Annotated in this window: 9 protein-coding genes; 1 reads left to right on the forward strand and 8 read right to left on the reverse strand. The window is 68.2% G+C overall.

What is annotated here, in order from left to right; all coding sequences use genetic code 11:
* Positions 1-2: 2 nt before the first annotated feature.
* On the reverse strand, positions 3-2,906 hold the full coding sequence (gene uvrA / locus FAB82_RS18680) for an excinuclease ABC subunit UvrA (protein ID WP_136536300.1): 2,904 nt from the start codon (positions 2,904-2,906) through the stop codon (positions 3-5).
* Between the two features lie 199 nt (positions 2,907-3,105).
* On the reverse strand, positions 3,106-4,170 hold the full coding sequence (gene gsmA / locus FAB82_RS18685) for a sporangiospore maturation cell wall hydrolase GsmA (RefSeq protein WP_168801667.1): 1,065 nt from the start codon (positions 4,168-4,170) through the stop codon (positions 3,106-3,108).
* A gap of 215 nt (positions 4,171-4,385) precedes the next feature.
* Between gsmA and typA the strand changes: the two genes are divergently transcribed.
* A complete protein-coding gene (gene typA, locus FAB82_RS18690; RefSeq protein ID WP_136536058.1) occupies positions 4,386-6,257 on the forward strand; it encodes a translational GTPase TypA in 1,872 nt (623 codons plus the stop codon).
* A gap of 58 nt (positions 6,258-6,315) precedes the next feature.
* Here the strand turns inward: typA and FAB82_RS18695 are convergent, their stop codons facing one another.
* The 6 genes from FAB82_RS18695 to mraZ all read right to left on the reverse strand — a co-directional run bounded on the left by FAB82_RS18695 (position 6,316) and on the right by mraZ (position 12,182).
* Positions 6,316-6,849 carry a hypothetical protein gene (locus FAB82_RS18695; protein WP_136536059.1) on the reverse strand — a complete coding sequence of 178 codons (534 nt, stop codon included), beginning with the start codon at positions 6,847-6,849 and terminating at the stop codon, positions 6,316-6,318.
* A gap of 89 nt (positions 6,850-6,938) precedes the next feature.
* On the reverse strand, positions 6,939-7,853 hold the full coding sequence (locus FAB82_RS18700) for a proteasome assembly chaperone family protein (RefSeq protein ID WP_136536060.1): 915 nt from the start codon (positions 7,851-7,853) through the stop codon (positions 6,939-6,941).
* A 133-nt stretch (positions 7,854-7,986) separates the two neighbouring features.
* Positions 7,987-10,167: a peptidoglycan D,D-transpeptidase FtsI family protein gene (locus FAB82_RS18705; protein ID WP_136536061.1), complete on the reverse strand. Its 2,181-nt coding sequence runs from the start codon at positions 10,165-10,167 to the stop codon at positions 7,987-7,989.
* 8 nt (positions 10,168-10,175) lie between these two features.
* Positions 10,176-10,769: a cell division protein FtsL gene (gene ftsL, locus FAB82_RS18710; RefSeq protein ID WP_136536062.1), complete on the reverse strand. Its 594-nt coding sequence runs from the start codon at positions 10,767-10,769 to the stop codon at positions 10,176-10,178.
* Positions 10,766-11,734, reverse strand: a complete 969-nt coding sequence (gene rsmH / locus FAB82_RS18715) for a 16S rRNA (cytosine(1402)-N(4))-methyltransferase RsmH (RefSeq protein ID WP_136536063.1) — start codon at positions 11,732-11,734, stop codon at positions 10,766-10,768. Before rsmH ends, ftsL begins: the two co-directional genes overlap by 4 nt.
* 16 nt (positions 11,735-11,750) lie before the next feature.
* Positions 11,751-12,182, reverse strand: a complete 432-nt coding sequence (gene mraZ, locus FAB82_RS18720; RefSeq protein ID WP_136536301.1) for a division/cell wall cluster transcriptional repressor MraZ — start codon at positions 12,180-12,182, stop codon at positions 11,751-11,753.
* Positions 12,183-12,549: the final 367 nt, after the last annotated feature.

The raw sequence follows: 12,549 nt of genomic DNA on the forward strand, positions 1-12,549 counted from the left end.
TCCTACCGTTTCGGCTTGCGGCCGTTTCCGGTCTTGGCTCTCCTCGCGGCCGGGCCGCTCCCATTGCCCGCACCGTGCATGCCCAGCAGCGGACGCAGGTACTGGCCCGTGTGGCTGGCCGCGATGTCCGCGACCTCCTCCGGCGTGCCGGCCGCGACCAGGGTCCCACCCTTGTCGCCGCCTTCCGGACCGAGGTCGATGACCCAGTCGGAGCACTTGATCACTTCGAGGTTGTGCTCGATGGTGATGACCGTGTTCCCCTTGTCCACCAACCCGTCCAGCACTCCGAGCAGCTTGCGCACGTCCTCGAAGTGCAGGCCGGTCGTCGGCTCGTCCAGGATGTACACCGTCTTGCCGGTCGACCGCTTCTGCAGCTCCGAGGCGAGCTTCACGCGCTGCGCCTCGCCGCCCGACAGCGTCGGGGCCGGCTGGCCGAGCCGCACGTAACCCAGGCCCACGTCCACGAGGGTCTTCAGATGCCGGTGGATCGACTGGATCGGCTCGAAGAAGTCGGCGGCCTCCTCGATCGGCATGTCGAGCACGTCCGAGATGGTCTTGCCCCGGTAGTGCACCTTCAGCGTGTCCCGGTTGTAGCGCGCGCCGCCGCATTCCTCGCACGGCACATACACATCGGGCAGGAAGTTCATCTCGATCTTCAACGTGCCGTCGCCGCCGCAGGCCTCGCAGCGGCCGCCCTTGACGTTGAACGAGAACCGTCCCGGGCCCCAGCCGCGCACCTTCGCCTCGGGAGTCCCGGCGAAGAGCTTGCGGACCTTGTCGAACACGCCGGTGTAGGTGGCGGGGTTCGAACGCGGCGTGCGCCCGATCGGGGACTGGTCGACACCCACGACTTTGTCGACCTCGTCGATGCCGGTGATGGTGCGGTGCTTGCCGGCGACGAGCTTCGCGCCGTTGATCTTGGCCGCGAGCGTGTTGTAGAGGATCTCGTTGACCAGCGTGGACTTGCCCGAGCCGGACACGCCTGTCACCGACACCATGCAGCCCATCGGGAAGGCCGTGTCGATGCCCTTGAGGTTGTTCTCCCTGGCGCCCTTGACGACCAGTTCGCGGTCGGCGTCGGGCACGCGGCGCTTGTCGGGGATCTCGATGTGCCGCCGCCCGGCCATGTAGTCGCCGGTCATGGAGCCCTCTGCATCGGTGAGGCCCGCAACGGGACCGGAGTAGATGACCACCCCGCCGTGCTCGCCCGCGCCGGGTCCGATGTCGACGATGTGGTCGGCGACGCGGATGGTGTCCTCGTCGTGCTCCACGACGATGAGCGTGTTGCCCAGGTCCCGCAGCCGTTCGAGGGTGGCGATGAGCCGGTTGTTGTCCCGCTGGTGGAGGCCGATCGACGGCTCGTCCAGCACGTAGAGGACGCCGACCAGGCCCGCGCCGATCTGGGTGGCCAGGCGGATGCGCTGGGCCTCGCCGCCGGACAGGCTCCCGGCCGCGCGCGCGAGCGTCAGGTAGTCGAGTCCGACGTCCAGCAGGAACTGGAGCCGGGCGGTGACCTCCTTGACGATCGGCGCGGCGATCATCGAGTCGCGCTCGCTCATCTTGAGGCCGTTGAAGAATGACGAGCAGTCATTGATGGAGAGGCTGCACACCTCGTAGATCGACCGTCCCTCGACGGTGACGGCCAGGACCTCGGGCTTGAGCCGGGCCCCGCCGCACGTCGAGCACGGGATCTCTCGCATGAACTGCTCGTACTTCTCGCGGGTCCACTCGGAATCGGTCTCGTGGTGGCGGCGCTCGACCCATGGGACGACGCCCTCGAAGCGGGTCTCGTAGGAGCGCCGCTGGCCGCGCTTGTTGCGGTACGACACCTGGAGTGTCTCGTCGTAGCCGAAGAGGACGGCCTTCTGCGCCCGGTCCGGCAGGTCGGCCCACGGGGTGTCGACGTCGAAGCCGACGGCCTCGCCGAGCGCGACGATCTGGAAGAGGAAGTAGTCCCCCATGCCGACCGACGACCAGGGTGCCAGCGCGCCGTCCCGGATGGTCGCCTCCGTGTCGCGGATGGCCAGTTCGGGGTCGACCTCCTTGCGCATGCCGAGGCCGTGGCAGACCGGGCAGGCGCCGAAGGGGGCGTTGAACGAGAAGGTGCGCGGCTCGAGCTCGTCCAGCGTCAGCGGGTGGTCGTTGGGGCAGGCCAGCTTCTCGGAGAAGCGGCGGGTGCGCTGCGGGTCGTCCTCGGCGACGTCCACGAAGTCGAGCACGACGACGCCGTCGGCCAGCGACAGCGCGGACTCGACCGAGTCGGTGACGCGCTGGACCGCGGAGGCCTTGACGGCGAGGCGGTCCACGACCACGTCGATGTCGTGCTTCTCCTGCTTTTTGAGCTTCGGGACGTCGGTGAGGGCGTAGACCTCGCCGTCGACCCGCGCGCGGGCGTAGCCCTGCTGCTGGAGGTCGTTGAACAGCTCCACGAACTCGCCCTTGCGCTTGCGGGCGACGGGGGCGAGCACCTGGAAGCGGGTGCCCTCGGGCATGGCCATGATCTGGTCGGTGATCTGCTGGGGCGACTGGCTCCCGATGGCCTCGCCGCACTGGGGGCAGTGCGGGACGCCGACGCGGGCGTAGAGCAGTCGCATGTAGTCGTAGATCTCGGTGATGGTGCCGACGGTCGAGCGCGGGTTGCGCGAGGTCGACTTCTGGTCGATCGACACCGCCGGGGACAGTCCCTCGATGAAGTCGACGTCGGGCTTGTCCATCTGCCCGAGGAACTGGCGGGCGTAGGCCGAGAGCGATTCGACGTAGCGCCGCTGGCCTTCGGCGAAGATCGTGTCGAACGCCAGGGAGGACTTGCCCGAACCGGACAGGCCGGTGAAGACGATAAGGGAGTCGCGCGGCAGGTCAAGGTCGACGTCCTTGAGGTTGTGCTCGCGCGCGCCGCGCACGACGATCGTTCCCGTACTCGGGGAGTTCGTCGATCGCTCGGTTTCGGTGAGAAGGTGCTCGTTGGCCACAGCGGGAATCTAACCTTCGGGTCCGACAGTTCTGGGAGGCCCGCTGCTCGCGCGCGGACCTCCCAACGAGGCTACCCCTCCGGTACCTGCGTTTTCGGTGCCGGATGTGACCTTTCACTCAATCGAAACGTCGCCGCTAGACGTCGTATCGGTACAGGTCGTACTGCGTCATGATGCTGATCAGTTTGTCGGAGTACTTCGGGTCGGTGGCGTATCCGGCCTTGTGGATCTCGCGGGCGAACTTGTCCGGTTCGCCCTTCACCTCCATCGCCTTGGAGTACCGGGACCAGCCCGAGAGCAGCTCGCCGTGGTCGCGGTAGGAATCGGCGACATTGTCGTAGGCGCGGAAGGTGGCGTCCATGTCGAAGCAGCCGCCGGTGGGACTGCATTCGAAGGTGCCGTAGTCGCGGCAGCCGAGGGCGAACTCCCCGGGAGAGCCGAAGCACTTCATGCCGAAGATGTTGTGGTCCTCGCGGGCCAGGGCGCCCTTGCCCCAACCGGATTCGAGGATGGCCTGGGCGAGGGTCACGGAGGCGGGGACGCCGGTGGCCTTGTCGCTGGACTGGGCGGCGCTGACGTGGGAGTCGATGAATCCCTGGTTGCCGCCGCGCGGGATGGTCGGCGGGTCCTGACCGCACCAGGGCAGCCACGGCAGTCCTTGGCTCCACTTGATGTAGCCGGCCGAAACGTAGCGATTGGTGCCGATCTTGTACCAGACACTGGTCTTGGCGGCGCCGTCCACTTCCTGGCCCCAGACCTGGCATTGGACGTTGACGGAGCTGCCGTCGCCGTAGCCGCCCTGGCGGGCGGCGCCCGAGTTGGCGGCGGCGCGGACATTGAGGTCGTCGCCACCGGTGGTGACCTTGGCCGCGGTCGCGGCCTTGTTCTTCTCGGCGCACCACTGGATGATGGGCGCGTCGCCGGTCCAGGTGACGTACGCATTGCTGATCCACCGGTTGGTGCCGATGCGCAGCCAGGTCGAGGAGGCGCGGACGTGGCCGTCGATCTGCTCGCCCCGGGCCTTGCAGTGAACGGTGGGATTGGCTCCCCGTTCGAGGGTGCCGACGGCCTTGGTGTCGGTGGCAGGGCCCGAGCGCACGTTGATGCTGCCCGAGGAGGTGGAGACCACGGCGCCGGTGAGTTCGGCGTATCCCGGCAATGCGGTCACGAGTGTGACGCCGGCGGCCAGAGCGGCCACCATTACAAAACGGATGGAATTGGTGAATAGAGCCATAACCCAGCGTAAGCATTTCGAAGGTATAGATCCCCCAAATAGCGAACGTGAGGCATTTTCCCACCTTTGAGGGATTGTTCGCGAGACTCATTCACGCCTGCAAACTGCGTGAAGAAACGCCGTGTCGGCTATCACGGAGCCTGCACGCATGTCAGCGCCCCTGTTAGGAGACAATGGTCGTCGTGTCTACACGCTCTGATCTGCGAAACATCGCCATCGTCGCCCACGTCGACCACGGCAAGACCACCCTCGTCGACGCCATGCTCAAGCAGGCTGGCGCCTTCCGTGAAGGTGCCGCGGTCGACGACCGCGTCATGGACTCCGGGGACCTGGAGCGCGAGAAGGGCATCACGATCCTCGCGAAGAACACCGCGGTCCACTACGTCAATCCGGCCGACGGCTCCCAGATGGTCATCAACATCATCGACACCCCCGGCCACGCCGACTTCGGCGGTGAGGTCGAGCGCGGTCTGTCCATGGTGGACGCAGTGGTCCTGCTCGTCGACGCCTCCGAGGGTCCGCTGCCCCAGACCCGCTTCGTGCTGCGCAAGGCCCTGGAGGCCCGCCTCCCGGTCATCCTGTGCATCAACAAGACCGACCGTCCCGACGCGCGGATCTCCGCTGTCGTCAACGAGACCTACGACCTGTTCCTGGACCTGGACGCCGACGAGGAGCAGATCGAGTTCCCGATCGTCTACGCCTGTGCCCGTGACGGTGTGGCCTCGCTGAACCAGCCCAAGGACGGCACGGTTCCCGAGGACTCCGACAGCCTCAAGCCGTTCTTCGACACCATCCTCGAAGCGGCCCCCGCGCCCGAGTACACCGAGGGCGCGCCGCTCCAGGCGCACGTGACCAACCTCGACGCCGACAACTTCCTCGGCCGCATCGCGCTGTGCCGCGTCGAAGAGGGCGAACTACGCAAGGGCCAGACGGTCACCTGGATGAAGCGCGACGGCTCGCAGCAGAACGTCCGCATCACCGAGCTGCTACTGACCGAGGCGCTGACCCGCGTGCCCGCCGAGAAGGCCGGCCCCGGCGACATCTGCGCCATCGCGGGCATCCCCGACATCATGATCGGCGAGACCCTGGCCGACCCGGAGAACCCGGTGGCGCTGCCGCTGATCACCGTGGACGAGCCCGCCATCTCCATGACCATAGGCACCAACACCTCGCCGCTGGTCGGCAAGGGCGGCAAGGGCCACAAGGTCACCGCCCGCCAGGTCCTGGACCGGCTGGAGCGCGAGCTCGTCGGCAACGTCTCGCTGCGGGTCCTCCCGACCGAGCGCCCCGACGCCTGGGAGGTGCAGGGCCGCGGCGAGCTGGCCCTGGCGATCCTGGTCGAGCAGATGCGCCGCGAGGGCTTCGAGCTCACCGTCGGCAAGCCCGAGGTGGTCACCAAGGTCATCAACGGCAAGCTCCACGAGCCGGTCGAGCGCATGACCATCGACTCCCCCGAGGAGCACCTGGGTGCGATCACCCAGCTCATGGCGACCCGCAAGGGCCGCATGGAGACCATGACGAACCACGGTTCGGGCTGGGTCCGCATGGAGTGGCTCGTGCCCTCCCGTGGCCTGATCGGTTTCCGCACAGAGTTCCTGACCCAGACCCGCGGCACCGGCATCGCGCACTCAATCTTCGAGGACCACGAGCCGTGGTTCGGCGAGCTGCGCACCCGCAACAACGGTTCGCTCGTGGCCGACCGGGCCGGGCAGGTCACCGCGTTCGCGATGATCAACCTGCAGGAGCGCGGCGTCCTGTTCTGCGGCCCCACCACCGAGGTGTACGAGGGCATGATCGTCGGCGAGAACTCTCGCTCCGACGACATGGACGTGAACATCACCAAGGAGAAGAAGCTCACCAACATGCGCGCCGCCGCGGCGGACTCGACCGAGAACGTGGTCCCGCCGCGCGCGCTGTCGCTGGAGCAGTCCTTGGAGTTCTGCCGCGAGGACGAGTGCGTGGAGATCACACCCGAGTACGTCCGCATCCGCAAGGTCGTCCTCGACCAGAAGGACCGCGGCCGCGCGACCTCCCGCGCCAAGCACGGCAAGTAATTCGTAGGTAAGACGGAAGCGGGGCCCGACCGATCGGTCGGGCCCCGCTTCGTGTTCGTCAACGGAGGAACGCGTCGAGCAACGACAGCAGCGCCGAGGCGAGCAGGACGGTGCCGGTGCTCGCCCCGACCACGGCGCTGATCGTGAGCTGCTTGGCGCGGGCGATGAATACCGAGGCCACGGACGCCGCGGTCACCAGGGCGGCCACGAGGTGCAGGGCCGGGATCTCCAGCACCACGGCCACCGGGAAGAAGTGGACGCCGACGACGAAGGCAATCCAGGCCGAGATCAGTTGCGCGCGTTTCCGAACGGCCAACACCGCCGAGCCGATCCCGGCGGAGGCGAACTCGATGCCCACGACGATGCCGAACCTGGTACCCACCTGGTCGTCGAACACCGTGCCGTCCGACCAGTGCTGCCACATCAGCAGTCCGCCGCCGATGAGGGTGAGGATGCTGAGGATCGAGCCGGCCGCCAGCCATTTGACCCAGCGGCACGGCGGTGCCTCCTGCGCCCAGCCGAACCAGGCCATCGCGAAGAATCCGAAGATGGCCGCGACGGCGGCGGCGTCCCGGAGGTGCTCGGGGGTCATGAAGTCGGGATTCCGTTCCGGTGGAGGCAAAGGGGGGTACGCGACTGGACGCTACTTGCCGCCTTCACCGCCTCCGCGCACCGGAGGCGCTACTTGTCGTCCTCGCCTCGCTGGCGCTCGGCGAGGAAATGCTCGAAGGCATCGCCCAGTTCGTCGGCGGTGGGAATGCGTCCCTCCTGGAGCATCTCGTCCGCGTCGGCGGCCTCGGTGAACGAGTCGTACTGCTCCTCAAGCGACTTCACCACCTCGGCGACCTCGTCGGACTCGGCCACCTGGTCGGCGATGTCGGCGTCGACGCGCTCCTTCTCCTCTTCGAGCGAGGCGACCGGCGGCAGGTCGAGGCCGGTGGCTTCGCGGATGCCCTCCAGCAGGCGGAGCGTGGCGGCCGGATAGGTCATCTGCATGACGTAGTGCGGCACGTGGACCGACAGGCCGATCGCGTCCCGCCCGGACTCACCGAGCCGGTATTCGAGCAGGCCCGCCGCATTGCCGGGCACGGTCACCTCGTTGAACATCGGCCGATTGTCGAACACCAGCTCGGGTCGGGTGGCGTGCACGGTCATGCCGAGATCGCGGGTGTGCGGGACGCCCATGGGGATGCCCTGGAAGCCCAGGGTCAACGGCACGTTCCAGTGGTCGATCAGGTCCTCCGCGGCATCCACGAAACGCTCCCAGGCGAAGTCCGGCTCGGGGCCGGTCATCAGCAGGAACGGCCGGTCGGAGTGGTCCCTCATGAGGTAGACGACCAACTGCGGGGCGTCGAATTCCGACCAGCGGTCGATCGAGAAGGTCAGGTTGGGGCGGCGCGAGCGGTAGTCGATCAACTGGTCGACGTCGAAGGACGCCACCGGAGTGTGCTCGAATTCGTCGAAGAGGTAGTCGACGACCCCGCGTCCGGCAGATCCGGCGTCCATGAAGCCGTCCAGGAAGTGCAGCAGGACAGCGCCCCGCGCATCCGGAGGATCGGCGAGGATGTCGCACAGTGCCCAAGGGTCAACGTTCAAAACTATCGGCTCCTTCTTCCTTGACGCCTCTGATGCTAACGTCTGACACCCTCGCGCCATTCCCCTTGGCCGAGTTGTGCGGAGCTCGCTCACGCCCGCGCCCGTTATCTCTCCCACAAGTGCCTGTGGCGCCTCAGCCCCACACGTCGAACTCCGGTGGCGGGCCGTCCGCGGGGCGAACCCCGAAGTAGCTCAAGGCGAACTCGTTGATCTCCTTGAACGCCTCACCGGTGACGCCGCCGCCACCGCCCCCGCCTGGGACGTAGACGGTCACGGCCACCACGTACTGCGGGTCCTCCGCCGGCGCGAATCCCACGAAAGAGGTCACATTGCCGGGCGCGTACACGCCGTCCACGACGAGCTGGCCGGTGCCGGTCTTCCCCGCAAGGTGATAGTTCTCAAGTTCGGCATTGCGGCCAGTGCCGGTGTCGTCGGCGATCGGCGCCTGAAGGAGGTATTGCAGCGTCTGGGCGGTCTCGGTCGAGATGACCCGCCTGGTCTCGGGTTCTTCCTCGTTCTCGTCTTCGACGGGGTTGCCCTCCGAGTCGGCCAGGTGGTCGATCAGGGTCGGCGCGGTGTAAATGCCGTCGTTCGCGATCGTCTCGTAGACCGCGGCCATCTGGGCCTGCGTGGTGGTGACCTCGTGGCCGATCGGAATCGAGCCCTCGGACGTGCCCGACCAGTCCTTCGGCTCCTGAAGCAGCCCCTCGGCCTCGCCGGAGACGCCGATGCCGGTCGCCTCGCCGAGCCCGAACGCCTGCTGGTACTCGTAGACCTTCTCTGCCCCGAGGCAGTCGGCGAGTTTGATGGTCCCCACGTTGGAGGACTGGGCGATGATCCCGGCCAGGCTCAGCGTCGCATCGCCGTGCGGGTAAGTGTCCTCATAGGTCGTGTCGCCCTTGGTGATGGTCTGCCCCATGGGCATCGTGCCGTCGGGCTCGATGCAGCCCTCTTCCAGGGCGGCGGCGAAGATGATGGCCTTGTGGATCGAACCGGGGTCGAACGTCGCCTGGGTGGCGTAGTCCCGGTACTGCTCCTCGCTGTCCACATCGAACGGTTTGGCCGCGTCGTAGGTGGGGGTCGAAGCCATGGCCAGCGTCTGTCCGGTGCCGACCTCCATGACCATCGCCGAGCCGAACTCGGCGTCGTGCTCCTCCACGGTGTCCTCCAGGATGTTCTGCACCTGGAATTGCAGGTCCGCATCGATGGTCAGCTGGACATCGTTGCCCGGCACCGCCGACTGCTCGCGGTAGAAGGCGCCGGGGATCGGCTGCCCGGACTGGCTGCGCTCGTATGTGACCTCGCCGTCCTCGCCCGAGAGCCACTCGTCGTAGTTCGCCTCCAGGCCGGCCAGGCCCTCGCCATCGTCGCCGCCGGTGAAGCCGATGACGTTGGCCGCCAGGTCGCGTCCGGGCACTACCCGCCGCTCGTCGGCACCGACGATCAGCCCGGGGTCCTTCAGGTCCGTGATCTGGTCCCCCACCGCGAGATCCACGCCCCGTTGCAGGTACGCGAACATGATCGGGTCGCCCTGCGCGGTCTCGTCGGTGGCGATGATCGGTTCGAGCTCCGAGGCCGGACGCCCCAGCAGCTGGGCCAATTCGACGGCCAGTTCCGCCGGCTTCGCCTTGACGCGGGTGGGGTCGACGGCGATGTAGTTCGCCTCGATCGAGTAGGCCAGCTCATTGCCATTGCGGTCCAAAATGGACCCTCGCGAGGCCGGGAGCGGTTCGGTGGTCAGCCGCTGGTCGAGCGCGCTGGCCGCGTAGGCGGCCGAGTCGGTCACCTGTAGCTGGACCAGGCGCCCGGCGGCGACCAGCAGCAGGATCATGACGAGGGCGGACGCGAACCGCAGGCGCCGCGCCGGATTGCCGACGCGAGGCAGGTCGCGCAGCGGCCGGACCCTGGGCGCCTCCTCCTCGCGCGCGGCGGCGGGGCGGCGCTGCGCGCCCGGCGCGGAAGTGCGCCGGGTCGGACCGGGCCGCACCTGTCCGGTGCGCCGCGCCTGCGTCTCCGTCCGCACCGACTCGGTCCGCGCGGTTCCGGTCGCGGTGGTCTCGCGCTGGCGGCGCTGCCTGGAGCGGGCGGCCGCCTCCCGGCGCCGCTTCGCCGCCGCGTCCTCGGCGGGCTCGGCCGCCGCCCGGTTGCGCTCGCGGCGCGCGGCCTCGCGGTCGCGCGCCCCGTTCTCGCGTGCCCGATTGTCCTGGGCAGAATCCGACGCCGCCTCGCGGACAGTGCGTCCGCGAGGCGTGTAACGACGGGCCCGGCTGATCGACGAGGGGTCGCGCCGAGGGCTGGGGTCGGATTCGGTCATCGACGTCCTTACTCTTCACTCCATGGCACCTCGACGGTCTCACCGTCAGGCAGGTACAGGAACGTGACCTTGTCGGGCCGGACCATGCCGAAGTTGGACGCCCGGACCTCAAGGTTGTTCGGCGAGCGCAGCTCCGCCAGCTCGCTGTCCAGCTCCTGCTCGGACTGGTCCAGGTCCTGCGCCTGGCTGCGCAGGTCCTGCAGGTGGTACGCGTCCTCATTGATGACGGTGTTCAGCAGGAGCAGGCCCACGATCCCGGCCACGACCAGCGCGATGATGCCGCCGACGAACGCCGGGCGAGGCACCTCCACCGGCTCGGGCGCCGCTTCGGTCCGCGGGCTGGGAGCGACGCGGGTCCGTGTCGCCGGTTCCGGAGCCGGAGTGATGACCTCGGTCGGGCGCTCGTGCAGCGGCGCCTCGACCGGCGTCTCCACGGGCACGGTCTCGGGCTGCACGGCGAGCGAGCCGTCCACGACGGGAGCCTCGGCGGCCTCGCCGACCAGGGTCCGCCGCCGCGAAGACGCGGCGCGGGCCCGGCGACGGGCGGCCTTGATGATCTCCTCGGCGTCGGCCTGCGGCCGGCGGTATGGCGCGTTGCTCATGATTCGCCTCCTGCTCCGGTGGACGGTGCGATGCGTTCCGCGGCGCGCAGTCTCGCTGGCGCCGAACGCGGATTGCGGTCGAGTTCGGTCTGGGTCGCTTGTTGGGCTTTCCTTGTCAGGATTCGGAAGGTCGGTCCGTGGCCGGGGAGGTCCACGGGCAGTCCGGCCGGGGTGGTCGAGCTGGCCCTGCGGGTCAGCTCCTGCTTGGTGATGCGGTCCTCAAGGGAGTGATAGGACATGACCACTACGCGACCGGCCGGGGCGAGCACGTCCAGCGCGGCGGGCAGGGCGTTCCGCCAGGTGTCGAGCTCGGTGTTGACCTCGATGCGCAGGGCCTGGAAGGTCCGCTTGGCCGGGTTGCCCCCGGTGCGGCGGGCCGCGGCCGGGATCGCGTCCCGTACCAGGTCGGCCAGCGCGCGGCTGGAGGTGATCCGGTCTTTTTCGCGGGCGTGCACGATGGCGCTGACGACGCGGGTCGCGAACTTCTCCTCGCCGTACTCGCGCAGGATGCGCACCAGGTCTCCGGGCGCATACGTGTTGACGATGATCTCGGCGGTGAGTTCGTCGTCGGGGTTCATGCGCATGTCCAGGGGCGCGTCCTGGGCGTAGGCGAAGCCGCGTTCGGGCCGGTCGAGCTGCATCGAGGAGACGCCGAGGTCGAACAGGATCGCGTCGGCGGTCTCGAAGCCGTTGTCGGCCAGCACTTCCGGGATCGCGTCGTAGACGGCGCGGGCCGGGATGAAGCGCTCGCCGAAGTCGGCCAGGCGCTTGCCGGCGAGCTCCAGGGCGGTGGGGTCGCGGTCGATGCCGATGACGGTGAGTCCGGGGTGGGCGGTCAGGAGCGCCTCGGTGTGTCCGCCTGCGCCGAGGGTGGCGTCGACGGCCAGCGCGTCCGGCCTTGATGCGGCGGGCGTGAGGTAGTCGAGCACCTCGTCGAGCATGACGGGGATGTGCGGTGCATTCATGTCACTCACCTCCTTCTCACAGTCCTTCGGGCAGGTCGCCCTCTTCGATGTCGGCGAAGGCCTCTTCTTGGGCCTCCAGGTATTCGTCCCAGGTTGCGGAGTTCCAGATCTCCACGCGGTTCGAGGCGCCGATGACGACCAGGTCGCGGTCGAGTCCGGCGTATTCGCGCAGGCGCGGCGGGATGGTCACGCGCCCTTGCTTGTCGGGTTCCTCGTCGTGTGCGGAGGCGAAGAACACCCGGTTGTAGGCGCGGGCGGTCTTCGAGGACATCGGCGCTTGTTGGAGCGCTTCGGCGAGCCGTTCGAATTCCTCATTGGGGAATACGTACAGGCAACGCTCTTGTCCTTTGGTGATGACGACTCCCTCCGCCAGTGCTTCTCGGAACTTGGCGGGGAGGATCACGCGGCCCTTGTCGTCGAGGCGCGGGGTATGGGTGCCGAGGAACATCGGCGCCACCCCCCGTGACTCTCAGGCTGCGCGGCCGCCCCGGCCGCTGTGGAGGAACCCCTGTCCCACCATTGCGCCCCACCATACTCCACTCCTCCCCACCTTTGGGGGTTGTTTCGCCGGGACATCCGTGGTTCGCGTGGTGAAGTTCCTGCTCAGCGGCGGTGGTGGGGAGTGGAGTGAAGGATGCGCGACAGCCCCTTCCGTATCCGAATTTCGCTCACAATTCATTCGTCGGGGTGTGCAAGGGCTGCAAGAGGATAGGTATGCGGAGGCGGGTGGGCACCCTCAGCGACGGCCGCCGTGCCGCTCGGTGGCGGGCGCGCGACAGACTGGCACGAATCCGGGAGACATCGGGTCCGTGAAC

Origin of the sequence: Glycomyces buryatensis, from assembly GCF_004912275.1 — a bacterium.
Lineage (GTDB): Bacteria > Actinomycetota > Actinomycetes > Mycobacteriales > Micromonosporaceae > Glycomyces > Glycomyces buryatensis.

What these genes read in the sequence shown, in the direction of transcription:
- ftsL (WP_136536062.1), bottom strand. Translation starts at nt 10,769, where the DNA reads ATGAGCAACGCGCCATACCGCCGGCCGCAGGCCGACGCCGAGGAGATC.
- FAB82_RS18705 (WP_136536061.1), bottom strand. Translation starts at nt 10,167, where the DNA reads ATGACCGAATCCGACCCCAGCCCTCGGCGCGACCCCTCGTCGATCAGC.
- FAB82_RS18695 (WP_136536059.1), bottom strand. Translation starts at nt 6,849, where the DNA reads ATGACCCCCGAGCACCTCCGGGACGCCGCCGCCGTCGCGGCCATCTTC.
- gsmA (WP_168801667.1), bottom strand. Translation starts at nt 4,170, where the DNA reads ATGGTGGCCGCTCTGGCCGCCGGCGTCACACTCGTGACCGCATTGCCG.
- rsmH (WP_136536063.1), bottom strand. Translation starts at nt 11,734, where the DNA reads ATGAATGCACCGCACATCCCCGTCATGCTCGACGAGGTGCTCGACTAC.
- mraZ (WP_136536301.1), bottom strand. Translation starts at nt 12,182, where the DNA reads ATGTTCCTCGGCACCCATACCCCGCGCCTCGACGACAAGGGCCGCGTG.